The organism is Streptomyces tanashiensis (assembly GCF_014648895.1).
GTDB lineage: Bacteria > Actinomycetota > Actinomycetes > Streptomycetales > Streptomycetaceae > Streptomyces > Streptomyces tanashiensis.
Genome location: NZ_BMRZ01000011.1, coordinates 205,089 through 229,711, shown reverse-complemented (window position 1 = coordinate 229,711; position 24,623 = coordinate 205,089). Strand labels below are relative to the sequence as shown.

Genomic DNA, 24,623 nt, shown 5'->3' with positions numbered 1-24,623 from the left:
GTTGCTCCCTGTGTGATCGTGGAAGCCCTGCTGTGCGCAGGGTTTCACTTGGCGGTGTCGTCGGACGGATCCGGCCGGGTACTGCCCCCGTGCCGGGGCAGGCCGCCCGTCTCTCCAGAATCGTTGTCGTGCAGAGCGGGGGCGTCGGGGCCGGATCGCTGATCCCGCCCTGCCCGCTCGCTCTCGATGAGCTCGTTCAGCCAGCGCACTTCGCGCTCCACGGACTCCATACCGTGGCGCTGCAGCTCAAGCGTGTAGTCGTCGAGGCGCTCGCGGGTCCGGGCCAGGGAGGCGCGCATCTTCTCCAGGCGCTCCTCCAGCCGGCTGCGGCGACCCTCCAGCACGCGCATCCGCACCTCGCGCTCGGTCTGTCCGAAGAAGGCGAAGCGCGCCGCGAAGTGCTCGTCCTCCCAGGCGTCCGGGCCGGTGTGGGAGAGGAGCTCCTCGAAGTGCTCCTTACCTGCCGGGGTCAACCGGTAGACGATCTTGGCCCGGCGTCCTGCGAGTGAAGCGGCGAGCGCTTCCTCGGGGGCGCTGCCCGGTTCCTCGATCAACCAGCCGTTGGCGACCAGCGTCTTGAGGCAGGGATACAGCGTCCCGTAGCTGAAGGCCCGGAAGACGCCCAGCGAGGTGTTGAGGCGTTTCCGCAGCTCGTACCCGTGCATGGGGGCCTCGCGCAGCAGGCCGAGAACGGCGAACTCGAGGATGCCGGAGCGTCTGCTCATCCGTCGCCTCCTCCTCCGCCTTCGGGACCCTTATGCCGTGCTGATGTATCGACTCGATACATCAGCACGATAGAACGGCCGCTCTGTCTCGACAAGCGGGACCACCGTGACCGGCGTCACATCGTCAATTCACAGCGATCGACTTGCCTGATTTGGGGTGAAGTCCGGCCCTAGGTGGGTTTTGGCCGTGCGTAGTCTGTGCGGCATGCAGACCACCGGGAACCGAGCGATGCCCTGGGGCGTCAGTGCTCCGGGTGATCGGCTGCGGTACGGAGGGACTTCCGATGGGTCCCAGCCGTGCGCATTTCGGGGGGACCGGAACTCAACTGCCGCTTCCAGGCGTACGCGCCTGCCCGAGGAGTAGTCGTTCGATGAGCGAGCATCGTCGCAAAATGCCGCCGCAGCAGCCGCCGACGGGCGGTCGCGCGGCGGCACGGCGCGCTGCCCAGCAGCCGGTGGGCCGCAGGTCGGCCCCGGCCCATGACGTCGGTACGGGGGCCCCTTCGGCCTCCTACGGGCCTCCCTCCTCCCATGGAGAGGAGTCGCGTCCCTACGGCGGCCGCGCGGAGGCCCGACGGGCCGCACAGCGCGGCAGTCGCCGCAAGGGGGCCGACTCCGGCCCCGGTGGCCCCGGCGGTCCCGGTGGGGGACGACGCGGCGGCGGTGGCGGCGGTCGCGGCAGTGGTCCGGGGCGGGGCTCCGGCGGTGGTCAGCCGGGCAAGAAGCGGCTGATCGACTACCCGCGCCACAACAAGTACGGCTGGCGTCGCTGGATGCCGTCCTGGAAGCTCGTGTCGGGCACGTTCCTGTTCTTCGCGGCGAGTCTGATGGGCGCTGCCTACATCGGGTACGCGCAGGTGGAGATCCCCGACCCGGCCAAGACGGCGACCTCGCAGAACAACATCTACTACTGGGCCGACGGGACCCGGATGGTCGCGACGGGCAGTGGCACCAACCGCCAGATCGTGGGGATCGAGCGGATCCCGCTGTCCATGCAGAACGCGGTCATCTCGGCGGAGAACAAGACCTTCAAGGACGACTCCGGCATCGACCCGATGGGTATCGCCCGCGCCGTGTGGAACATGGCCAAGGGCGGCGAGACCCAGGGTGGTTCGACCATCACCCAGCAGTACGTGAAGAACAACCGTCTCGACGACCAGTCGCAGACCGTCACCCGGAAGGTGAAGGAACTCTTCATCTCCATGAAGGTCGGCAACGAGGTCGAGAAGGACGACATCATGGCCGGCTACCTGAACACCTCGTACTACGGACGTGGTGCGTACGGCATTCAGGCGGCGGCTCGTGCCTACTTCAACAAGGACGCCGAGAAGCTCGACCCCAGCCAGTCGGCGCTGCTGGCCTCGGTGCTGAAGGGCGCGACGTACTACGACCCCGCCGGCTACCCCGAGATCGACCCCCGGGCCACGCGCGAGGCGAACACCGAGCGGGCCACCAAGCGGTGGAAGTGGATTCTCGACGAGATGCAGAAGGACGGGCGTCTCTCGGCCGCGGAGCGGGCGAAGTACACCACCTTCCCCAAGGTGGAGAAGCCCAAGAAGGGCGCGAACCTCAGCGGTCAGATCGGCTACCTGGTCTCCACCGCCAACGTGAACATGCAGAACCAGTTCGACATCACCGAGCAGGAGCTGGAGCGCGGCGGCTACGAGATCTACACCACCTTCGAGAAGCCGAAGGTGGACAAGATGGAATCCGTCATCAAGAACCTGATCAAGGAGAAGATCGACCCGGAGAAGCGCCCGAAGGAGGACACGCACGTCCAGTTCGGTGGCGCTTCCGTCGACACGGCGACCGGGAAGATCGTCGCTCTCTACGGTGGCGTCGACGCCACCAAGCACTTCCGGAGCAACGCCGACAGCACCGGTGCCCAGGTCGGTTCGACGTTCAAGCCCTTCGTGCTCGCCGCCGCGATGAGGGACGGTGTCCGGGACAAGGACGGCGGTCCGGTCCAGGACGCGTCGGAGCGCACGATCCTGGACCCGGACAAGAGCCTCTACAACGGCAAGGACGACCTGACGATCCGCCGCTACGACGGGACGGTCTGGGAGGACGAGAAGGGGGACGAGTGGCGTCAGAGCAATGACGAGGACGCCAGCTACGGCCCCATCTCCCTGCGCTACGCCATGATCAAGTCGGCCAACTCGCCGTATGTGCAGCTCGGCATGGACGTCGGCATCGACAAGGTCCGCCAGGCCGCCATGGACGCCGGACTCCGCGAGGAATCCCTGGTCAAGGGCGAGGTTCCCTCGTTCTCCCTCGGTGTCTCCAGCCCGAGCGCCATCCGCATGGCCGGCGCGTACTCCACCTTCGCCAACAAGGGGCAGCAGAACGACCCCTACTCGGTCGAGAAGGTGAAGCGGAGCGGCGTCGTCATCCACAAGCACGAGGCCAAGCCCAAGACGGCCTTCAGCCCGGCCATCGCGAGCAATGTCACCGACGTGCTGCGGTCCGTCGTGGACGACCCCCGGGGTACCGGCACCAAGGCCCGCATCCCGGGCCGCGCGGTGGCCGGCAAGACGGGTACGACCGACGACAACATGTCGGCCTGGTTCGTGGGCTACACGGCGCAGCTTGCGACCGCGATCGACATGTACCGCTTCGACGACGACGAGACGAAGAAGGAGCGCGAGTTCCTTCCGATGTACGGCACGGGTGACCAGCCCACGATCCACGGTTCGTCGTTCCCCTCGCGGATCTGGCGGGAGTACATGACGGATGCCGTGAAGGACATGCCGCTCGTGGACTTCCCGAAGCCGGAGAAGCTGGAGGGCGCCGAGCCCGTCTTCGGCGGTGGTGCCAAGAGCCCGACGCCGACCCCGACGGCCACCCCGACGCCCACCGAGTCGACGATGCCGACGACGACTCCCCCGGCCACCCCGACGACGACTCCCCCGGCGACGCCGACCAAGACGCCGAAGCCGGGCAAGACGACCTGTGACGTCTGGGACTGGAACTGCAACAACCAGGGCAATCCGGGTGGCAACACCGGGCAGCCCACCACCACACCACCCACCACCGAAGCGCCGACGACGACTCCCCCGCCGACGGACGACAGCTCCGGAGGCAACGGCAACGGCAGACCCGGGGGCGGGACCTGGGTCCCCTGACCCTGATGCCGCCGGGCACCTCCTGAGGGCCGCCGCGTCCGCTCCGTACCTTCCGTACGGAGCGGCCGAGGCGGCCCTCGCCGTTTTCCCGGGGACGTACGGCAGGATGTCCCCCATGCCGAGCCTCCAGAAGACGAGCGCGCCGCAGGACCGCTCGCAGACGGTCATCCCCACCCACCGGGACAAGGTGGCCGCCGCGGGCAGCGAACTGATCGGCGGCCCCTACGGCCGACGGGCGGTGGCCGGCACCGGGCAGCTGACGCCGGTGCGGGTGATCGCGCTCGTGGCCATCGGCATGTACGCCCTCGGCATGGTGCAGAAGCTGCCCTGCTACAACTGGGCCTGGTTCCGGGGCACGACCTCCCAGTACACCCACGCCTGCTACTCGGACATCCCGCACCTCTTCGCCGGGCGGGGCTTCGCGGAGGGCCTGGTCCCGTACTTCGACCGGCTGGGCGGCGACATACCGTTCCTGGAGTACCCGGTCCTGACGGGCCTCTTCATGGAGGTCGCGGCCTGGCTGACGCCGGGCGGCGACATGACCCAGCGGGAGCAGTCGTACTGGCTGGTCAACGCGGGCCTGCTGATGGTCTGCGCGGCCGTCCTCGCGGTCTGTGTGGCCCGGACGCACCGGCTGCGCCCCTGGGACGGTCTCCTGGTCGCGCTCGCGCCCTCGGTCGCGCTCACCGCCACGATCAACTGGGACATACTGGCCGTCGCGCTGACGGCCGCCGCCGTCCTCATGTGGTCGCGGAGCCGGCCGCTGGCCTTCGGGATCCTGCTGGGCCTGGCCACCGCCGCCAAGTTCTACCCGATACTGCTCCTCTGTCCGCTGCTGCTGCTCTGCTGGCGTGCGGGGAAGTGGCGGGCGTACGGGACCGCGGTGCTCGGCGCGGCCGGCGCGTGGCTGCTCGTGAACCTGCCCGTGATGCTGCTCGCGCCGGAGGGGTGGAAGCAGTTCTACCTCTTCAGCCGGGACCGGAACGTCGACTTCGGTTCGATCTGGCTGCTGATCAGCCAGCGGACGGGTGACGTGATCACGCCGGGACGGGCCAATCTGTACGCGCTGCTGCTCATGGCGGCGGCGGTGGCCGGTCTCGCGTTCCTGGCGTTCACGGCGCCCCGCAGGCCGCGCTTCGTCCAGCTGGCCTTCCTGATCGTCGCCGCGTTCGTGCTGACCAACAAGGTCTACTCGCCGCAGTACGTCCTGTGGCTGGTGCCGCTGGCCGCGCTCGCCCGGCCCCGCTGGCGCGACTTCCTGGTCTGGCAGGCCTGCGAGGTCATGTACTTCGTCGGCGTCTGGATGTACCTGGCCTTCACGACCAGCGGCAACAAGCAGGGCCTTCCGGTGGACGGCTACCAGTTCGCGATCGTCCTGCACCTGCTCGGCACGCTGTACCTGTGCGCGATGGTCGTACGGGACATCCTGGCGCCCGAGAAGGACCCGGTCCGCCAGGACGGCGCGGACGACCTCTCAGGGGGCGTCCTGGACGGCGCCGAGGACGTCGTCGTGGCGGGCAGGGCGGCCCACCCGGCCCGGCACGCCGCACCGGCCGTGGAGGAGGGCCGGCGGGTGCGCTGGGGCACCACCGACGACCCCGCCTACCCGTGGGGCACGCCCGACTGACGGAAAAGCACTCACCCCCGGGAGACGGACTCCCGGGGGTGAGTGCTTTCGGCCCTGTGCGCGACGCGCCGGTTCAGCGCTCGACGAGCCGGTCGAACTGCGTCGTGGTGTGGCGCAGATGCGCCACGAGCTCGTCGCCCACCCGGGGCTCCTGGGCGTCGGCCGGCACGAACAGGATCGACACCTGCATGTGCGGCGGCTCGGCGAACCAGCGCTGCTTGCCGGCCCAGACGAAGGGCGAGAGGTTCCGGTTGACGGTGGCGAGGCCGGCCCGGGCGACGCCCTTGGCACGCGGCATGACGCCGTGCATCGCCTTCGGGGCCTCCAGGCCCACGCCGTGGGAGGTGCCTCCGGCGACGACGACCAGCCAGCCGTCCGACGCGGCCTTCTGCTGGCGGTAGCCGAAGCGGTCGCCCTTGGCGACCCGGGTCACGTCGAGGACGGCGCCCCGGTACTCCGTGGCCTCGTGGTCACCCAGCCACAGCCGGGTGCCGATGCGGGCGCGGAACCGGGTCTGCGGGAACTGCTGCTGGAGCCGGGCCTGCTCCTCGGCCCGCAGGTGGCTCACGAACATGGTGTGGAGCGGCAGCCTGGCGTTCCGCAGCCGGTCCATCCAGGCGATGACCTCCTCGACCGCGTCGGTGCCGTCCGGGCGGTCCAGGGGCAGGTGGAGGGCGAAGCCCTCCAGACGGACGTCCTCGATGGCGGCGTGGAGCTGCTGGAGCTCCTCCTCGCGCACGCCGTGCCGCTTCATCGAGCTCATGCACTCGATCACGACCCGGGCGCCCACCAGGGCGTGGACGCCGTCCACGGACGACACGGAACGGATCACCCGGTCGGGCAGCGGAACCGGTTCCTCACCCCGGCGGAAGGGGGTGAGGACCAGCAGGTCGCCGCCGAACCAGTCCTTGATCTTCGCGGCTTCGTACGTGGTGCCCACGGCGAGCATGTCGGCGCCGAACCGGGCCGCCTCGTCCGCGAGCCGCTCGTGCCCGAACCCGTACCCGTTGCCCTTGCAGACCGGAATGATCCCGGGGAACTGGTCGATGACGGTCTTCTGGTGCGCCCGCCAGCGAGCGGTGTCGACGTAGAGGGAGAGCGCCATGGCCGGCCCGGAACCTTTCTGACGGCAGCGGTGTATCAAAGATGTGTACGAGACTACGAAGCCTACGGAACGGTCAGCGGCGCGACATGTAGATGTCGAGCGCCTTGTGCAGCAGCTTGTTCAGCGGGAAGTCCCACTCGCCGACGTACTCGACGGCCTCGCCGCCGGTGCCCACCTTGAACTGGATGAGTCCGAAGAGGTGGTCGGTCTCGTCGAGCGAGTCCGAGATGCCCCGGAGGTCGTAGACGGTCGCGCCCATGGCGTACGCGTCGCGCAGCATCCGCCACTGCATCGCGTTCGAGGGCCGGACCTCACGGCCGATGTTGTCGGAGGCGCCGTAGGAGTACCAGACGTGCCCGCCGACGACGAGCATGGTCGCGGCGGAGAGGTTCACACCGTTGTGGCGTGCGAAGTAGAGCCGCATGCGGTTGGGGTCCTCGTTGTTGAGGACGGTCCACATGCGCTGGAAGTACGAGAGCGGGCGCGGCCGGAAGTGGTCGCGGACGGCCGTGATCTCGTACAGCCGCTGCCACTCGGCCAGGTCCTCGTAACCGCCCTGGACGACCTCGACACCGGCCTTCTCGGCCTTCTTGATGTTGCGGCGCCACAGCTGGTTGAAGCCCTTGAGGACGTCGTCGAGCGAGCGGTTGGCGAGCGGGACCTGGAAGACGTAGCGGGGCTGCACGTCGCCGAAGCCGGCGCCGCCGTCCTCGCCCTGCTGCCAGCCCATCTTCCGCAGCCGGTCCGCGACTTCGAAGGCGCGCGGCTCGATGTGGGTGGCCTCGACGTCCTTGAGTCGCTTGACGTCCGGGTCCTGGATGCCGGCCTTGATGGCGGTCGAGTCCCAGCGGCGGATGACCACCGGCGGGCCCATCTTCACGGAGAAGGCGCCCTGCTGCTTGAGGTGCGCCAGCATCGGCTGCAGCCAGTCGTCGAGGTTCGGCGCGTACCAGTTGATGACCGGGCCCTCGGGGAGATAGGCGAGGTAGCGCTTGATCTTCGGGAGCTGGCGGTAGAGCACCAGGCCGGCGCCGACGAGCTCACCGGACTTGTCGAACCAGCCGAGGTTCTCCGAGCGCCACTCGGTCTTCACATCAGCCCATGCCGGGACCTGGCAGTGGCTCGCGGCGGGCTGGCTCTGGATGAATGCCAGATGCTGCTCACGGCTGATGGTCCTCAGGGTCAGGCTCATGCGGGGCGCTCCTCGGCAGGTGTGTCCCCATCGGTCAGGGGCTCCGGCTCTCGCGCCGAAGCCTACTGTGACCGAGGAGCGCCCCGAATGGGTGTGTGTGCCCCGACGTGCCGACGGGGCTCAGCTGATGACGCCGCCGAAGAGGCCGCCGTGCGCCATTCCGAGGTAGAACCCGAACGCCGAGGCGCCGAGTCCGAGGACCAGCAGGAAGCGCTCGCGGGTCGTCGCGGAGATGAACTGCCCGTAGGCGCCGGTCAGGATGCCGATCAGGCCCGACCACGAGGTCAGCAGATGAAGGTTGTCGAACTGTGCGGTGACGAAGGCGATGACTCCGAGGACCAGCGTCACGCCGACCAGGGTGTCCTGGATCGGATGAGGCTTGCCGTCGGTCGCGAAGAGAGAGTGGCCGGGGTCGGGTCGCATTGCCTGTGCCATGGGGCACCTCCTGGCGTGCCTGCCGGAAGGCGGCGCATCGTAGCGCCGCCCGCGTCCGCTGTGTACAGATTGCGTCCCCTCACCGGAGAATTTCAACCGGAAGCCGATGTGCGGGTACTCTGTACAGCTGCGCCGGTGTCTGCCCAGGTCCCTCCGGGATCCCCGACAGCGCTCCTCGCTCGTCGAGGGGACTGTCAGTGGTGGTGGATACCGTTGCTTACGCATCACGACCCTCCTGCCACGGAACGACCGTGGCCGCTGAGTCCAAAGGAGGTGGGTTCCACATGCGTCACTACGAGGTGATGGTCATCCTCGACCCCGATCTGGAGGAGCGCGCTGTCGCCCCCCTGATCGAGAACTTCCTCTCCGTCGTCCGTGAGGGCAACGGAAAGGTCGAGAAGGTCGACACCTGGGGCCGTCGTCGTCTCTCGTACGAGATCAAGAAGAAGCCCGAGGGCATCTACTCGGTCATCGACCTGCAGGCCGAGCCTGCGGTCGTCAAGGAGCTCGACCGCCAGCTCAACCTGAACGAGTCGGTCCTCCGGACCAAGGTCCTCCGCCCCGAGACCCACTGAGCTTCTAGCTCAGAGGTCATCGGGTTCGAGTAGCAACAAAGCAGCCAGAAGCAAACCCGCCGAGAGGTTCCCCCATGGCAGGCGAGACCGTCATCACGGTCGTCGGCAATCTTGTCGACGACCCCGAGCTGCGCTTCACCCCGTCCGGTGCGGCGGTCGCGAAGTTCCGTATCGCGTCCACCCCCCGCACCTTCGACCGTCAGACCAACGAGTGGAAGGACGGCGAGAGCCTCTTCCTCACCTGCTCGGTCTGGCGTCAGGCGGCGGAGAACGTCGCCGAGTCGCTTCAGCGAGGCATGCGCGTGGTCGTGCAGGGCCGGCTGAAGCAGCGGTCCTACGAGGACCGTGAGGGCGTCAAGCGCACGGTCTACGAGCTGGACGTCGAGGAAGTCGGCCCCAGCCTCAAGAACGCCACGGCCAAGGTCACCAAGACCACCGGTCGCGGCGGCCAGGGTGGATACGGCGGCGGCCAGCAGGGCGGCGGCGGTGGCGGCTGGGGTGGAAACTCCGGCGGTTCCCAGCAGGGTGGTGGCGGTGCTCCCGCCGACGACCCGTGGGCGACCGGTGGCCCCTCCTCCTCCGGCGGCGGCCAGCAGGGCGGCGGCGGTGGCGGCTGGGGTGGAAACTCCGGCGGCGGCTACTCGGACGAGCCCCCCTTCTAGGGCACGCCCTGGAAGCAGCTCGTACTCCCACTTCTTGATCACACAGGAGAAACACCATGGCGAAGCCGCCTGTGCGCAAGCCTAAGAAGAAGGTCTGCGCGTTCTGCAAGGACAAGACCGCGTACGTGGACTACAAGGACACGAACATGCTGCGGAAGTTCATTTCCGACCGCGGCAAGATCCGTGCCCGCCGCGTGACCGGCAACTGCACGCAGCACCAGCGTGACGTCGCCACGGCCGTCAAGAACAGCCGTGAGATGGCGCTGCTGCCCTACACGTCCACCGCGCGATAAGGGAAGGGTGACCAAGAAATGAAGATCATCCTCACCCACGAGGTCTCTGGCCTCGGTGCCGCTGGCGACGTCGTCGACGTCAAGGACGGCTACGCTCGCAACTACCTGGTCCCGCGTGGTTTCGCGATCCGCTGGACCAAGGGTGGCGAGAAGGACGTGGCGCAGATCCGCCGCGCCCGCAAGATCCACGAGATCGCGACCATCGAGCAGGCCAACGAGATCAAGGCCCAGCTCGAGGGCACGAAGGTGCGCCTGGCCGTTCGCTCCGGCGACGCCGGCCGTCTCTTCGGCTCCGTGACCCCGGCCGACATCGCCTCGGCGATCAAGACCGCGGGTGGCCCCGACGTCGACAAGCGTCGCGTCGAGCTCGGTTCGCCGATCAAGACCCTGGGCTCGCACCAGGTGTCCGTGCGTCTGCACCCCGAGGTTGCCGCGAAGCTCGGCGTCGAGGTCGTCGCCGCGTAACGCTGCCCTTGGCAGTCTGCGCTCAGCAGTGAGGAAGGGCCGTACCCCTCGGGGTGCGGCCCTTCCGCTGTTTCACGTGAAACACCCGGTTGCTCAGCGGGTGGCGCCGGTGACGATCCAGCGGCCGGAGCGCATACGGAACCAGAGCGTTCCCATCCGCACGGTCATCATCAGGGTCATCGCCCACCAGAGGGCCGTCAGCCCGCCGCCGAGCGCCGGGATCATGAGCGCGACCGGGGCGAAGACGGCCAGGGTCAGCAGCATGGCCCAGGCCAGGTAGGGGCCGTCTCCCGCGCCCATGAGGACGCCGTCGAGGACGAAGACCACGCCGGAGATCGGCTGGGAGAGCGCGACGACCAGAAGAGCGGGCAGCAGGGTGTCCTGCACGGTGGTGTCACCGGTGAAGAGCGGGACGAACAACGGGCGGGCGACGATGAGCAGCGCGCCCAGCACCACACCGGAGAGCACGCCCCACTGGACCATGCGGCGGCAGACCTGCCGTGCGCCGTCGGCGTCGTCGGCGCCGAGGTAGCGGCCGATGATGGCCTGGCCCGCGATGGCGATCGCGTCGAGCGCGAAGGCCATCAGGCTCCACAGGGACAAAATGATCTGGTGCGCGGCGACCTCCGCGTCCCCCAGCCGGGCGGCGACGGCCGTGGCGATCATCAGGACGGCGCGCAGCGAGAGCGTACGGACCAGGAGCGGGACGCCGGCCTGGGCGGAGGCGCGAATGCCGGCCGGGTCGGGACGGAGGGAGGCGCCGTGGCGCCGGGCGCCCCGTACGACCACGACGAGGTAGGCGACGGCCATGCCGCACTGGGCGATGACCGTGCCCCAGGCGGAGCCGGCGATGCCCAGGCCGGCCCCGTAGACCAGGCCGACGTTGAGCGCAGCGTTGGTCGCGAAGCCGGCGATGGCCACGTAGAGCGGTGTACGGGTGTCCTGGAGGCCGCGCAGGACGCCGGTGGAGGCCAGGACCACCAGCATCGCGGGGATCCCGAGGCTGGAGATCCTGAGGTAGGTGACGGCGTACGGGGCGGCCGTGTCCGAGGCGCCGAAGACATCGATGAGCCAGGGCGCCGTGGGCAGGGTCAGTACGACGACGGCGGCGCCGAGCAGGAGCGCCAGCCAGATGCCGTCCATGCCCTGTCGTATGGCGGCCTGGAGATCGCCCGCGCCGACGCGCCGGGCGACGGCGGCCGTGGTGGCGTAGGCGAGGAAGACGAAGACGCTGACGGCGGTGGAGAGCAGTGCCGCGGCGATCGCGAGGCCCGCGAGCTGGGGCGTGCCGAGGTGGCCGACGATGGCGCTGTCGACGATGAGGAACAGCGGCTCGGCGACGAGCGCACCGAAGGCCGGCAGGGCGAGGGAGACGATCTCGCGGTCGTGCTGCCGGCGGACGGCCTTGGAGGTCGCGGGGGCCTGAGTCATGGGCTCAATCTAATCTTCCACAGGTAAGAGATGCAATGCGTTAGTAGTCCTTACTTTCCCTTGGTGCGGGGCTTCGGGTGTGGGCCGTTTGTTCTGATCTTGGTCCAGGGGGGAAAGTTTTTCTCCCCCACAGCCCGTGGATGGGAAACGCACAGGTCAGGTGCGTGAGGCTGGGGGTGTTATGAGTTTGTCCACATGGCTGTCCCCCGCTCCGTGCACAGGATCCGGCGAGTTCTCCACAGCATCTGGCCCTTCACCCACAGGGCCTGTGGATAACCAGATTGGCTGACGCCTCCCGCGGGCCTACCGTGGTCCGGCGCCCGACGCGCAGAAGCGGTCGCAAAGCCACTCGTTGATCAAGGCCGTGGCGTAAGAAAGAGTGGCACGGCGAGGTCCGCGGAGCGGACGGGAGGAGGTGGCTTGGTGAGCGTTCCCGAGCCCATGGACGACCCTTGGGCCGACAGCGGACCGAGCGACCGGCTGCCCACCCGTACCCGAGGCGAGGGGCGCGGCCGTGGCCGCGGGCGGGACGACCAGCACGAGCGGGGCGGCGACGGTCCCTGGGACGGCGGGCTCTCCGGCTTCGAGCGCGTTCCCCCGCAGGATCTCGACGCCGAGCAGTCCGTCCTCGGCGGCATGCTGCTCTCCAAGGACGCCATCGCGGACGTCGTGGAGATCATCAAGGGCAACGACTTCTACAAGCCCGCCCACGAGACCGTCTACGCGGCGATCCTCGACCTCTACGCCAAGGGCGAGCCGGCCGACCCGATCACGGTCGGCGCCGAGCTCACCAAGCGCGGCGAGATCACCCGGGTCGGCGGTGCCTCCTACCTCCACACCCTGGTCCAGTCGGTACCGACCGCGGCCAACGCCTCGTACTACGCGGAGATCGTCCACGAGCGGGCGGTCCTGCGCCGCCTCGTGGAGGCCGGCACCAAGATCACGCAGATGGGCTACGCGGCCGACGGAGACGTCGACGAGATCGTGAACTCGGCCCAGGCCGAGATCTACGCGGTCACCGAGCAGCGCACCACCGAGGACTACCTCCCGCTCGGCGACATCATGGAGGGGGCGCTCGACGAGATCGAGGCCATCGGCTCCCGCAGCGGTGAGATGACGGGTGTGCCCACCGGCTTCACCGACCTCGACTCGCTCACCAACGGTCTGCACCCCGGCCAGATGATCATCATCGCGGCCCGTCCCGCCATGGGTAAGTCGACGCTCGCCCTGGACTTCGCCCGGGCGGCCTCCATCAAGCACAACCTGCCCAGCGTCATCTTCTCCCTCGAAATGGGCCGCAACGAGATCGCGATGCGTCTGCTCTCGGCCGAGGCCCGGGTCGCGCTCCACCACATGCGCTCGGGCACGATGACCGACGAGGACTGGACGCGTCTCGCCCGCCGGATGCCGGACGTGTCCCAGGCTCCGCTGTACATCGACGACTCCCCGAACCTGTCGATGATGGAGATCCGCGCGAAGTGCCGCCGGCTCAAGCAGCGCAACGGCCTCAAGCTCGTCATCATCGACTACCTGCAGCTCATGCAGTCGGGTGGCTCCAAGCGGCAGGAGAGCCGTCAGCAAGAGGTCTCCGACATGTCGCGAAACCTGAAGCTCCTCGCGAAGGAGCTGGAACTGCCGGTGATCGCGCTCTCCCAGCTGAACCGTGGCCCCGAGCAGCGCACCGACAAGAAGCCGATGGTCTCCGACCTGCGTGAGTCCGGCTCGATCGAGCAGGACGCCGACATGGTCATCCTGCTGCACCGTGAGGACGCCTACGAGAAGGAGTCCCCGCGCGCCGGCGAGGCGGACATCATCGTGGGCAAGCACCGTAACGGCCCCACGGCCACGATCACCGTGGCCTTCCAGGGCCACTACTCACGTTTCGTCGACATGGCCCAGACCTGATCCGATCGGGTGTAGGGTCTCAAATCTCGTGGCACAGTCTCAGCCGCGATGGCACAACGGTGGCATTTATGCCGCTGTTGTGAGACTCCCTGATGGGGGCTTTCATCCTTTCGGGTGGCGGGGATTCTGGTCAGGCCCGTCGAGGGACGTAGCGCTGACACCTTGGCTGTACGGGCGATTGCCTGTGGGCTGGGGGTAAGTGATGGACGAAGCGTCTGTGACCGTGAGCTTTCGTCGTCGAAGCGGTGAGTGCGTCGAAGAGCGGGCTTGGCGTACGGTGCCCGTCGAGCTCTTGGAGTCGGCTGCTCCGTGGCGGACTTTCCGCTGGTACAAGGGGCAGAAGCACTACTCCGGCATCTACTGGTCTGCGACGGTCCGCGAACATGTGATCTACGAGTCGCGCCTGGAATTGGCGAGGCTGCTCTTCGCCGATTTCGATCCCGCCGTGCGGTCCATCGTGGCTCAGCCCTTCCTGCTGAAAGCTGAAGTGGACGGGAAGCTCCGCAAGCACATCCCGGACTACCTGCTGATCACCGAGCAGGGGCCGATGGTCGTGGACGTCAAGCCACTGCACCGGTTGTCCAAGCCCGATGTGGCCTTCACCTTCGACTGGACTCGACGGGTGGTGGAGTCGCGGGGCTGGCAGTACGAGGTGTCGAGCGAGCCGCCGACGGCACAGCTGGAGAACATCCGTTTCCTGGCCGGCTATCGCAGGAACTGGCTGTTCAGCCTCGACCTTCTGGACGAGCTCCTGGGTGCTGACCTCGATGGAACCCCGTTGGGGCAGGTCCCGGGCCGTTTTCCCGGCCGTGCGGAGCCGCATGTGCGGTCCGCGGTCCACCACCTGCTCTGGACAGGCCGCCTCGTCACCGACCTTGACCAACCGCTCAGCCCTTCCCGGGTGTTGCGGACGGCGTCATGAGCAGGGCCGGGGCCCGGGTCGGAGTCGGTACGCGTTTCCGCTACGACGGGGAGACCGTCGAGGTGGTGGAGATGGTCCCCACCACGGTGGGCAACGAAGTGGCCCTGAAGGACGGCCGGGGTCGGATGCTGCGCCTGTCCCTGAAGGAACTGCTGTTCTCCGATCGCGCGGTCATTATTCCCGACGCCTCCGGCCCAGCGGCAGACGATCCGGAAGAGATCGCCTCAGTGGTGCTTGGGCAGCTGAACGAGGCAGAGAGGCGGAAGCTCCTTGACCGAGCCGAACATGTCCGCGAGGTCCTGACGGGCTACCGGTCCGGCACCCCAGAGCTCGCACGCGACGATGAGCCCAGGCCCGAGTACTCACCCGCGTTGTCTGCGGAAACCCGGTACACGACGAAGGCCGCAGAGCTCGGAGTGGGCCTGCGCACGTTGAAGCGGTGGGTTGCGGAATTCCGGGAGCATGGCGAGGCCGGGCTCGCACCTAAAAAGGGACCAGCTCGGAAGTCGCAGGTCGGGCTCGATGACCGGTGGGTGGAGACAGCGCTGGAGGTGATGGTCGAGCACACCGGGGAGTCGAAGCCCTCGCGCACGATGGTGATCGAGCGGACCCGGGCCCGGGTGATAGCCCGGTTCGGGCCGGAGGTGGTGCCGCAGCCGAGTCGGGCGACTGCGTTTCGGCTGCTGGAGGAGTTGGAGCGGCGGCATCCGTTGTTCCGGCTGAGCACGAAACGCAACCGGGATATCGCCGATCGGCCGGAGGGTCCGTATGGGAAGCTGCGGCCAACGCGGCCGGGTGAGTACGTGGTGATGGACTCGACTCGGCTCGATGTGTTCGCGTTCGATCCGTTCACGCTCAGGTGGGTCCAGGCCGAGCTGACGGTCGCGATGGACTGGTACACCCGCTGCATCGTCGGGATCCGGCTCACGCCGGTCTCCACGAAGGCGGTGGACGTCAGCGCGGTGCTCTTCCAGTCGTTCCGGCCCCGGCCGGCGGGGAGGGACTGGCCGCGGCACGCGGTCTGGCCCGAGCACGGCATTCCCCGCACCGTGCTGGTCGATGTTGAGGGGGCCGTCGGTCCGGGGCTCGCGTCACCTCCTCTGGTCCCGGAGACCCTGGTCGTGGACCACGGCAAGGTCTACGTTTCGGAGCATCTGACCAGCGTCTGCCGTCGGATGGGCATGTCGATCCAGCCCGCACGGCTGCGAACGGGCCGCGACAAGGGTCCCGTGGAGCGGTATTTCCGCACCCTGCGGGAGGGGCTGCTGCAGGTGCTGCCCGGCTACAAGGGGCCCGACATTCATTCTCGGGGCGAGGCGCCGGAGGACGACGCGTTCTTCTTCCTCGACGAGCTGGAGGCGATCATCCGGGAGTGGACCGCGACGGTCTACCACTGCCGGCAGCACTCCAGTCTGGTCGATCCGGGCCTGCCGGGTCTGCGGATGTCCCCGGCGAAGATGTTCGAGCACGGCATGGCGCGGGCGGGCTACATCGAAGTCCCCCGCGACCGGGACCTGGCTTTCGAGTTCCTGCAGACGCAGTGGCGCACGGTCCAGCACTACGGGGTCGAGATGGGCCGCCGACGCTACAGCGGCCCCGGCCTGCCCGAGCCGGGCGTCCGCAGCCCCTATGACAGTCCAGTCAAGAACGGCTGGCCGTTTCAAGCAGACCCCGACGACATCACCAAGATCTACTTCCGCAACCCCACAACCCGCGAATGGCACACCCTGACCTGGGAACACGCGCCGTCGGCCGAAATGCCCTTGAGTGAGGACGCGCTGGCATTCGCCCGGCAGCTGGCTGCATCGAAGTATCGCTTCCCCGACGACCGGCTGGCCGTTGCTGACTTGCTGAAGCGGTGGAACCTCGGACTGGGCACCACACTCACCGAACGACGTATGGTCCTGCGGCTCTCCCGTGAACAGCCCGCCATCGAACTGCCGCAGACGGAGACGGTCGTCTCACTTCCGTCCGTACGCAAGGCTCTCGGCCAGGACAGGGAGCGCCCGGAGCAGGCGGCACCGGACGTGGCGGCGGAGACGGGCGATGACGACGAGGCCGACCTGGAGGACCTCGCCGAACAGGATGACTTCTACGCCGACGCGCTGGAGGACGTGTGACCGCCCCGATCCCTCTGAGCCTGGGCAATCTGGCCCTGTCGCGGAAGGAGGACTTCAAGGCGTTCGCCAGTGCTCCGCGCCGTGAACAGCCCGAGCTGCTGACGAAGGCCGAACTGAAGGCCCTGAGCCCTGGGGCGAAGGCCATTTATGACCGCTCTCGGCGGGAGTGGCACGCCAACCTCGGTCCGATCCGGACGCCGCAGTTGGCCGAGCTCCACGAGGACTTGTGGGACATCGTCGACAGCAACGTTCAGGACGGTGACAAGGCCAAGGGGGCCGTGGCCGTCGACGCCTTCCCCGGCTTGGGGAAGACGACCTCGGTCCTTGCCTTCCTCCGTGAGTTCCACCACCGGGAGATCGCCGAGAACGGCGAGTACACGGATCAAGGGCACGAGCGGCTGCCGGTCTGCCGGGTTGGGCTGACCGGCAACACCGGTATGAAGGATCTCAACCGGTCTCTGCTGGAGTTCTTCGGTCATCCCGGACGCAATCGCGGGACAACTGCCCAGTTCGGCCAGCGGGCCCTGGACTGCGTGCTGTCCTGCGAGGTCCGCCTGCTCGCACTTGATGATCTCCACTTTCTGAAGTGGCGCCAGAGCAGCGGTATTGAGGTCAGCAACCACCTCAAGTGGATCGCCAATGAGTTTCCCGTGACCCTCTTGATGATCGGCGTCGGGCTCGTCGACAAGGGGTTGTTCAGCGAGGGAGGCGCCACACAGGACGAGGCACTGGCACAGACCGGCCGCCGCACCACACGGCTGGGCATGAGGCCCTTCACGATCGAGTCCGAAGCTGGCCGCCGCGAATGGCGGCAGATGCTGCTGGCCCTCGAACAACGTGTGGTCCTAGCCGACAGGCACCCCGGCATGCTCGCGGATGACCTGTCCGACTACCTCTTCGCCCGAAGCACTGGCCACATCGGCTCGCTGATGACGCTGATCAACCGTGGCTGCCAGCGAGCGGTACGCAGCGGCACCGAATGCCTCACCCGCGACCTGCTCGACCGGGTGAAGAACGACGAAGCATCTGAGGCAGCCCGCAAGGAACTCGAAGCCGCACTGGAGAAACGGCGATTGACCAGCCGACCTCGCTCCAGACGCAAGAAGGCGGCGTGACCGCGGGTGCCCGCACCCTCCCCGTCCGGCTGGCCCCGCTGGCGGGCGAGGCCCTCGACTCTTGGCTGGAAGCACTTGCCCGACGGCTTCACACCCCGCTCGGAGAAGTGTTGCGGCACTTTGGGTTTCCGGCACGACTGCGACGAGGGAACCGTCTGAAGGGCATCCCGCCGGACTGGACGATCCTGCTCAGCGAGCAGGAGACGAGTGCCATCGCGCAAGCGAGCGGACTCGATCCGCAGACGATCACCAGCATGACCCTGGCTCACTATGACCAGAGGGCTCTCCGCATCAACTTCGAGCGCCGTCACGTCAACCGCTGGGTGCTTTGGGGCCGTGGCGGTGGCTCCCGGTTCTGCCCGGACTGCCTGCGAGACAGCGACGGCCGGTGGCAATTGGCCTGGAGGCTGGGCTGGTCATACGCCTGTGTCCTCCATGGCAGGCTCTTGGCGGACTGCTGCCCGGACTGCGGACGCATTCAACGACAGCGGCCCCGCTCCGGCCGAGTCATCCCTCTGCCAGCGATCTGCGGAAACCCACCTGCGGCGCGGGGTGGACCTCGAACAAGCGGCTGCGGATTCGATCTGACCCAGACCCGTACGCTTCAGCTGCCCGTCGGGCATCCCGCGCTCACGGCCCAGAAGCGGCTGCTGGACGTCATCGAGACCGGCACGGCAGCCTTCGGCCCCTACGCGATCAGTCCGCAGCCATCCCAGGCGGCACTGGCTGATGTTCGCGCAATAGGCGGGCGGGTACTGGCAGATCTCCCAGCACCCGACATCAGGAACCTGGTGCCGGCGGACATCGCCGAAGAGCACTTCACCGTTGAGCCGGGCTCCCGGCTGGCTCTGCGAGCAAATGACAGGCCCGGCTTCATGGCCCCACCGCGAGCTGTGAGTACGGCCGTCGCAGTGATCATCGCCCTGCACGTTCTCGAGCAGAGCGACTTCCACCGGGCTGGCGAGGTGATGAGGGGCCTGCTGGAGGCGATGCGCGAGGAGCTCTGGCAGATCAGCGCGAGCAGCATCGACAACTGGGGACGGGGCCTGACACCTGTCCTGCAAGGAGTGAACCTGGCAGCCCTCGCCCCCACGCTTCGTCCCAGCGAACAGCTCCGCTATCGCACGGTCACGCACATGCCGCGCCGCCCGACGACGGGCCGCGAGGAGACAGGGCGGGCCCGGAAGATTCCCAGCATCTTCTGGCCTTCCTGGGCCGTGCGGCTCACTCCATCCGACGGGATCTATCCCCGCGTCCTCGCTCCCGTGCTGGCTGCCTCGCTGCTGATCACCGGTAGCAGGATCACCCTTGAGGACGCGGCCGAGCACCTCGGAGCGGTGACCGACGGCATCGACATCTCTCGCGTTCTCCAACTGCTGGACGATCAGCCGTACTGGTCGACCATGGTCACCGCTCTCGTTCAGCTGGGCGATCACCTCGATGCCACCGACGTCCCCATCGACTACCAGCGGCGGCGCCGCTTGGACTACACCGAGCTGCTGCCACACGAACGCTGGCGAGAGATCTGCCGCAGCACCGGCACGTCACCCGGCACCGGCCGCCGCGAGACGGTCGTCCGCTGCCAGCTCTTCCAGCGCATCAGCGGCCTTCCCGCCGAGTTCGCCCCCGGCTACGTCGCCGGCAACGAAGCCCAGTTCCGGGCCGAGAGCGTCCGCTATGCCGCCCGGCAGACTCCCGAGCTGGCCCAGGCACTGATGGAAGAGGCTCGAAACTTCCTCACTGGTCACCGCATCCGCGACGAACCGGTCACGTGGCAGCCGCCCCTGACTCTGCTGACCGGACTCGACCTTCCCGGCGCCGACCCGGATCAGATCGATGTTCCACGCCTTCACCGGCTCGTCCGCCAGCGCAAGAATCCAGTTCAGCATGCAGCCGAACTCTTCAGCACGAGTGTCGAGGCCATCCGACTCGTCCTGGACGAACAGCCGGCTCCCGCACTCCCGCCGACGAAGACCGCGGCCAGGGCGACGGGCCACACACGCTTCAAGGCCCGCCAGGAGGTGTCGAAAGAGACCTTCACCCGCCTCTACCTTGACGAACACCGCTCACTTCAACAGATCGCTGACCTCATGGGCTTCTCCCGCCCGGTGCTGACCGAACTGGCGAGGGAGTACGGCATCGCGCTTCGCGCCGGACCGCAGGACTACAAGCCCCGCGGAACCATCGAACGGGAATGGCTTATCGATCAGTACGTCATCCGTCGCCGGACCCTGCCGGACCTCGCCCGAGAGACGGGCATGAGTACCGCGAACATGGCCCGCTGGGCCCATGCCCACAAGATCCCCCTACGGCCCCGCGGTGGTGGAAGCCACGACACCGCACTACGCGTTACCGAGCAGGCGGCCCGCATCCCAGCGATTCTGCGCAAGGCCCTCACGAGCCCCTATGCCTGGCAGCGGCTCGAACGCTTCACGGCCGCGTCGTCCTACCCCACCATCCGCGAGGCGGCCCAAGCCCTCGGCATCAACCAGCCGACCCTGGTGATCCAGATCAACCGCCTGGAACGGGACCTTGGGAAGTCACTGCTTGAACGCGCGGAACGCGGCCGGGCCATGAAACTGACCTCGTTCGGCAAGAAGGTCGTCGCTGCTGCCAGGAATATCCACTGACCGGCTAACGAAGGGGAACTACAGTCCACGATGGGAGAGGGGGCGCGATGACATTGAACAAGAGGGGATCCCGCCGGATCACTGTCGACGGTGTCGGATACCGCTGGCGGGTGCGCAGGAAGCCTTCCTACATGCAGGGACTGTGCTGGACGCCCCTGATTTACGCAGTCGAGCTCGCCAATGCCGATCGCGCGGGCGCGATCTTGGTCGTCACGACAGGTCAGCCGCACCCCAGCAACTGGTTGGGGGTTGGGGCGGAGTCTGTTCGGCCAGCTCATGTTGCCGCGAGCGTGCGGGAGGCGCGAGCGCAGGGTTGGGAACCAGTCGCGTCTGGCTCCCCCTTCCTTCTTGACCGATCGGCGGGGTTCATTCCGAGGCCATAAGCGTGGACCGGGAGGGCTCTGCCAATCTCGGCCGAATCGACGTCTCCTCCGGAAGAACCTAAAGAAGACAATCAGAGATGGCGGGGGACATGAACGAGTTTCCACAGGCACTCCGCGCCTGGTTCGCCGAGAACGAGGAAAATCTGCGGTCACGTGGAGTCACCAGTGACTTGCGGCGATCTCCCGAGGACGGCCGGCCCAAGAGCAGTGCCTGGCTCACCGTGGAGACCGGTGACTACCTCGCCATGCTCATCGTCTGGAGCAGCGGTGAAGCGGAACTGGAGTACGGGAACCTGGACAGCGGCCAGACGCATCAGGAACACCGCGACTTCCGGTCCCAGGAGGAACTCCTTGACTCCATCCAGACCGTTCTCGGATGGGTCGAGACGCACACACCAACGAGCGACGTTTCGCGCCCGTGAAGTGTCACGAGGCTCTGAGGCGGCCCGTCATCATGGGTTGGTGACGACATGGATGCGCTGCTACTGGAACGAGGAAGACGTCTGGTTCTACTTCGAGGTCGACGCCGAAGGTTGGGTGACCCGGCAGATCGAGCTCGAAGGGCCTGAGCTGATCCCGATCGCGGCCGCCTCCCTCGCCGAATGGCAGCAGGCCCGCGACACAGGCCGCCTCGACGAGTACGACAACAGGTTCGGGATCACAGCAGAACTGCCCGTCTCTGAATGGGAAGGCCACGATCCGGAGGAGCTGACCTCTGACCAGTTCGAGGAGGTCTGGGACTCAGCCCGTCGGCAGATCGCAGCCCTGCCGTCGTGATTGCTCGCTCGGGGCGGATAGTCACTTGCCGCACCCGCCCTGCCAGCTCGATCATGAAGTCTCGATCGAGGAGGCTTCGTGGGATTGTGCCTGTTCCCTGGGGACGGTGACCTCACCAGCCCGGACATCAGCTGGTCCTACTCGGGTTTCAGCGCCTTCCGCCAGCGCTTGGCGCAGGCTGAGGGGTTCACGCTGCCGGACATGTGGGGTTTCGGGGGGGACCGGCAATGGAGCGAGATCTCATCGACGCTTGAGCCCCTGCTGGACCATCCTGACGATTCCGGTGATCTATCCGCCGCCGACTGCGCCAGGGTCCTGCCCCGGCTGGCCGAGATCATCACGGAGTGGGAGACCGTGGAAGGCGACCCCACTGTCTCGCGGCACATCGAGGACGCCCGACAGCTCGTGATCGTGTTGAACATCTGCGTCGACTCGAACGTCGAACTGCTCTTTGGGTGACGTTGAAGAGCACCCGGCTGTGAGCCGGCGAGCCAGGATGGCTTCGAGGAAATGACATGGCCGTGAGACAGAACCTGTGCCAACCCGCGTGAGACACCGCCAAGACCTGCAGGTCACAGCGTCGCCATATGACACCGAAAGCGAGACCCTACATCGGGAAGCCCCGGGGCGGGGATCGCGTTGGATGGGATCTATGACGACATCTTTCGAATCCTTGTTGCCCGGTACCGAGCGGGCGTTGCTGCACCGTGTGGCGGTTGCCCAGACGGAAGGGCGGACGCCGTCCTTCGTGGGCGCGGTGGTCCGCGACGGAGCGTTGGTGTGGAGCGGTTCGCGCAGCTGTGTGGACGGCCACGCGCCGGACGCCGACACCCAGTTCAGGATCGGGTCGATCACCAAGGTGTTCACCGCCGTGCTGGTGATGCGGCTGCGGGACGAGGGCCTGCTCGGGCTCGACGATCCGCTGGAGCGGCACCTGAAGGGAACGGGCGCCGGTGAGGTGACGATCGCCCAACTCCTGGGCCACACCGGCGGTCTCGCGGCCGAGACGCCCGGCGCGTGGTGGGAGAGGTCCTCCGCCGCACTGCGGCCGGAGCTGTCCGACGTCCTGGGGGAGCGGCCCTTCCTCCAGACGCCGGGGCGCCGGCACCACTACTCCAACCCCGGCTACACACTGCTCGGTTCGCTGGTCGAGGCGGTCCGGGGCGTGTCCTGGGAGGAGGCGCTGCGGCGCGAGATCCTCGAACCGCTGGGGATGGGAAGGACCACGGTCGATCCCGTCGCGCCGCACGCGGGTGGCTGGGCGGTGCACCCCTGGGCCGACGTCATGCTGCCCGAACCGTCCGAGGATCTCGGCCTGATGGCGCCGGCCGGGCAGCTGTGGTCGACGGCCGCCGACCTCGCCCGCTTCGCCGCCTTCCTCGCCGCGGGGGACGACCGGGTCCTCGCCACGGCTTCCGTGGAGGAGATGCGTGCCCCTGCCTCCCCTGCCGGGGAGGGCGACTGGGAGGGGAGCTACGGGCTCGGTCTCCAGCTGCTGCGCAAGGACGGGCGCACCCTCATCGGCCACACCGGATCCCTCCCGGGCTTCGTCGCCTGTGTGTGGGTGAGTGTGGAGGACGGCCTCGCGGGGATCGCCCTCTCCAATGCCACCTCGGGCCCGCTGACGGGGGTTGTGGCCGCCGATCTCGTACGGATCGTGGCGGAGGCGGAGCCGAGGCTCCCGGAGCCGTGGCGGCCCCTTCCCGCGGCCGAGGTCGACGAGGAGCTGCTGTCCCTCACCGGCCCCTGGTACTGGGGCACGTACGCCTACGGGCTGCGGCTCGGCCCCGAGCGGAGCGTGGTGCTCGAACCCCTGCGGGGTGCCGGTCGACGGGCTCGTTTCCGGGCGCTGCCCGAGGGGGGCTGGGTCGGGCTGAACGGTTACTACGCGGGGGAGACGCTCAGGGCCGTGCGGCGCCCCGACGGCAGCGTGAGCCATCTCGACCTCGGCTCGTTCGTCTTCACGCGGGAGCCGTACGAGCCGGGAGACGCGGTCCCCGGCGGTGTGGACGAGGCGGGCTGGCGCGGCCTCTGAGCCGTTGAGCGCAGTGCCGTCGGACCGAGTGCTGCGCCGCCGCGCCGTGCCGTGGGGTGATGTTTCACGTGAAACCGTGCTGTTTCACGTGAAACACGTCCTCAGAGGTTCTTCTTGAAGCCCACGTGGGAGGCCTCGAAGCCCAGGCGCTTGTAGAAGCGGTGGGCGTCGGTGCGGGTGACGTCGGAGGTCAGCTGAACGAGCCGGCAGTCCTGGCGTCCGGACTCCGCGACGGCCCACTCGATGAGCTGCGTGCCGAGACCGCTCCCGCGCTCGTCGGAGTGGATGCGGACACCCTCGATGATCGAGCGGGTGGTGCCCCGGCGGGAGAGTCCCGGGATGACCGTCAGCTGGAGGGTGCCGACGACCTTGTCCTCGCGGACGGCGACGACCACGTGCTGGTTCGGGTCGTTCGCGAGGCGCTCGAAGGCGGTGAGGTACGGGGCGAGGTCGTCGGGGGATTCCCGCTGCGCGCCCAGGGGGTCGTCGGCGAGCATCGCGACGATGGCCGGAAGGTCCTCCGCGGTGGCGGGGCGTATCTCAAGATCGCTCATGTCCCGCAGCGTACGCGCGCCCGATTCACACGGGCGCGCCCACGCCCTCCACGACCGCGACGAGCGGTGCCAGCTCCGGGTTCTTCGCGGCTTCGTCGAGGGCCTCGCGCAGGGCGCTGTCGTTGGTGGGACGGGCCTCGTCGAGCAGCTTCTGCCCGGCCTCGGTGACATCGGTGTAGATGCCGCGCCGGTCGGTGGCGCAGAGGTACCGGGTGAGCAGACCGCGGTCCTCGAGCCGGGTGACCAGCCGGGTGGTGGCGCTCTGGCTGAGCACGACGGCGTCGGCGACCTGCTTCATCTGGAGGTGGCCGCCGGGACCGCTGTGCTGGCGGCTGAGGACGTCGAGCAGCGAGTACTCCCGCACGCTCAGACCGTGACCGGACTCCAGGGCTCGCTCGATGTGGGCCTCGATCCTGCCGTGCAGCAGGGAGAGGGCGCACCAGCGCTGGGCGAGCGCGGTGAGTGCGGGGTCCGTCGCGGTCATGGGATCTCCTCGGTCTCTCCTCGGCGCCGGAGCGGCTCGATCCAGGGTAGACGAAGCGACGCA

General features: G+C 68.0%; 22 protein-coding genes. 15 read left to right on the top strand and 7 right to left on the bottom strand.

Annotated elements, in window-relative coordinates:
* Window positions 1-44: 44 nt before the first annotated feature.
* Window positions 45-725 carry a PadR family transcriptional regulator gene (locus IE237_RS28290; RefSeq protein WP_189804943.1) on the bottom strand — a complete coding sequence of 227 codons (681 nt, stop codon included), beginning with the start codon at window positions 723-725 and terminating at the stop codon, window positions 45-47.
* 371 nt (window positions 726-1,096) lie between these two features.
* Between IE237_RS28290 and IE237_RS28285 the strand changes: the two genes are divergently transcribed.
* Together IE237_RS28285 and IE237_RS28280 are read left to right on the top strand one after the other, a co-directional pair.
* The gene (locus IE237_RS28285) at window positions 1,097-3,850 is read left to right on the top strand and encodes a transglycosylase domain-containing protein (protein WP_189804942.1); all 2,754 of its coding nucleotides are present in this window, start codon (window positions 1,097-1,099) and stop codon (window positions 3,848-3,850) included.
* Window positions 3,851-3,965: 115 nt separating this feature from the next.
* The gene (locus tag IE237_RS28280; RefSeq protein WP_189804941.1) at window positions 3,966-5,477 is read left to right on the top strand and encodes a glycosyltransferase family 87 protein; all 1,512 of its coding nucleotides are present in this window, start codon (window positions 3,966-3,968) and stop codon (window positions 5,475-5,477) included.
* Between the two features lie 73 nt (window positions 5,478-5,550).
* Here IE237_RS28280 and IE237_RS28275 read toward each other — a convergent pair whose 3' ends face one another.
* The 3 genes from IE237_RS28275 to IE237_RS28265 form a co-directional block, all read right to left on the bottom strand.
* On the bottom strand, window positions 5,551-6,582 hold the full coding sequence (locus IE237_RS28275; protein ID WP_189804940.1) for an alanine racemase: 1,032 nt from the start codon (window positions 6,580-6,582) through the stop codon (window positions 5,551-5,553).
* A gap of 73 nt (window positions 6,583-6,655) precedes the next feature.
* Complete coding sequence (locus tag IE237_RS28270; protein WP_189804939.1) at window positions 6,656-7,774, bottom strand: lipid II:glycine glycyltransferase FemX; 1,119 nt, start codon at window positions 7,772-7,774, stop codon at window positions 6,656-6,658.
* Window positions 7,775-7,894: 120 nt separating this feature from the next.
* Window positions 7,895-8,209 carry a hypothetical protein gene (locus tag IE237_RS28265; RefSeq protein ID WP_189804938.1) on the bottom strand — a complete coding sequence of 105 codons (315 nt, stop codon included), beginning with the start codon at window positions 8,207-8,209 and terminating at the stop codon, window positions 7,895-7,897.
* A gap of 284 nt (window positions 8,210-8,493) precedes the next feature.
* Between IE237_RS28265 and rpsF the strand changes: the two genes are divergently transcribed.
* From rpsF to rplI, 4 genes are all read left to right on the top strand, one after another.
* The gene (rpsF, locus tag IE237_RS28260) at window positions 8,494-8,784 is read left to right on the top strand and encodes a 30S ribosomal protein S6 (RefSeq protein WP_007383258.1); all 291 of its coding nucleotides are present in this window, start codon (window positions 8,494-8,496) and stop codon (window positions 8,782-8,784) included.
* Between the two features lie 74 nt (window positions 8,785-8,858).
* Entirely contained in the window at window positions 8,859-9,446 is a 588-nt protein-coding gene (locus tag IE237_RS28255) for a single-stranded DNA-binding protein (protein WP_189804937.1), read from the top strand.
* Window positions 9,447-9,502: 56 nt separating this feature from the next.
* On the top strand, window positions 9,503-9,739 hold the full coding sequence (gene rpsR, locus IE237_RS28250; protein WP_005315025.1) for a 30S ribosomal protein S18: 237 nt from the start codon (window positions 9,503-9,505) through the stop codon (window positions 9,737-9,739).
* Between the two features lie 18 nt (window positions 9,740-9,757).
* The gene (rplI, locus tag IE237_RS28245; protein ID WP_053640001.1) at window positions 9,758-10,204 is read left to right on the top strand and encodes a 50S ribosomal protein L9; all 447 of its coding nucleotides are present in this window, start codon (window positions 9,758-9,760) and stop codon (window positions 10,202-10,204) included.
* 93 nt (window positions 10,205-10,297) lie between these two features.
* Here the strand turns inward: rplI and IE237_RS28240 are convergent, their stop codons facing one another.
* Window positions 10,298-11,635 (bottom strand): MATE family efflux transporter, encoded by a 1,338-nt coding sequence (locus IE237_RS28240; RefSeq protein WP_189804936.1) that lies wholly within the window; start codon window positions 11,633-11,635, stop codon window positions 10,298-10,300.
* A 423-nt stretch (window positions 11,636-12,058) separates the two neighbouring features.
* On the opposite strand from IE237_RS28240, the gene dnaB reads away from it, so the two are divergent.
* From dnaB to IE237_RS28195, 9 genes are all read left to right on the top strand, one after another.
* Window positions 12,059-13,540: a replicative DNA helicase gene (dnaB, locus tag IE237_RS28235; RefSeq protein ID WP_189804935.1), complete on the top strand. Its 1,482-nt coding sequence runs from the start codon at window positions 12,059-12,061 to the stop codon at window positions 13,538-13,540.
* A gap of 202 nt (window positions 13,541-13,742) precedes the next feature.
* On the top strand, window positions 13,743-14,462 hold the full coding sequence (locus tag IE237_RS28230; protein ID WP_229842932.1) for a TnsA-like heteromeric transposase endonuclease subunit: 720 nt from the start codon (window positions 13,743-13,745) through the stop codon (window positions 14,460-14,462).
* Complete coding sequence (locus tag IE237_RS28225) at window positions 14,459-16,582, top strand: TnsB C-terminal domain-containing protein (RefSeq protein WP_189804934.1); 2,124 nt, start codon at window positions 14,459-14,461, stop codon at window positions 16,580-16,582. The genes IE237_RS28230 and IE237_RS28225 overlap by 4 nt, the downstream gene beginning before the upstream one ends.
* Window positions 16,579-17,697 (top strand): AAA family ATPase, encoded by a 1,119-nt coding sequence (locus IE237_RS28220; protein ID WP_189804933.1) that lies wholly within the window; start codon window positions 16,579-16,581, stop codon window positions 17,695-17,697. Before IE237_RS28225 ends, IE237_RS28220 begins: the two co-directional genes overlap by 4 nt.
* Window positions 17,694-20,327, top strand: a complete 2,634-nt coding sequence (locus tag IE237_RS28215; RefSeq protein WP_189804932.1) for a TniQ family protein — start codon at window positions 17,694-17,696, stop codon at window positions 20,325-20,327. The genes IE237_RS28220 and IE237_RS28215 overlap by 4 nt, the downstream gene beginning before the upstream one ends.
* 460 nt (window positions 20,328-20,787) lie before the next feature.
* On the top strand, window positions 20,788-21,132 hold the full coding sequence (locus IE237_RS28210; RefSeq protein WP_440862297.1) for an immunity protein TriTu family protein: 345 nt from the start codon (window positions 20,788-20,790) through the stop codon (window positions 21,130-21,132).
* A 52-nt stretch (window positions 21,133-21,184) separates the two neighbouring features.
* Window positions 21,185-21,487, top strand: a complete 303-nt coding sequence (locus IE237_RS28205; protein WP_370468302.1) for a hypothetical protein — start codon at window positions 21,185-21,187, stop codon at window positions 21,485-21,487.
* A gap of 78 nt (window positions 21,488-21,565) precedes the next feature.
* Window positions 21,566-21,946 carry a hypothetical protein gene (locus IE237_RS28200; RefSeq protein WP_189804929.1) on the top strand — a complete coding sequence of 127 codons (381 nt, stop codon included), beginning with the start codon at window positions 21,566-21,568 and terminating at the stop codon, window positions 21,944-21,946.
* Window positions 21,947-22,139: 193 nt separating this feature from the next.
* Window positions 22,140-23,522, top strand: a complete 1,383-nt coding sequence (locus IE237_RS28195; RefSeq protein WP_189804928.1) for a serine hydrolase domain-containing protein — start codon at window positions 22,140-22,142, stop codon at window positions 23,520-23,522.
* A gap of 101 nt (window positions 23,523-23,623) precedes the next feature.
* On the opposite strand, the gene IE237_RS28190 is transcribed toward IE237_RS28195, so the two are convergent.
* Window positions 23,624-24,076 (bottom strand): GNAT family N-acetyltransferase, encoded by a 453-nt coding sequence (locus IE237_RS28190; RefSeq protein ID WP_189804927.1) that lies wholly within the window; start codon window positions 24,074-24,076, stop codon window positions 23,624-23,626.
* Between the two features lie 25 nt (window positions 24,077-24,101).
* Window positions 24,102-24,560 (bottom strand): MarR family winged helix-turn-helix transcriptional regulator, encoded by a 459-nt coding sequence (locus IE237_RS28185; RefSeq protein WP_189804926.1) that lies wholly within the window; start codon window positions 24,558-24,560, stop codon window positions 24,102-24,104.
* Between the last annotated feature and the right edge of the window lie 63 nt (window positions 24,561-24,623).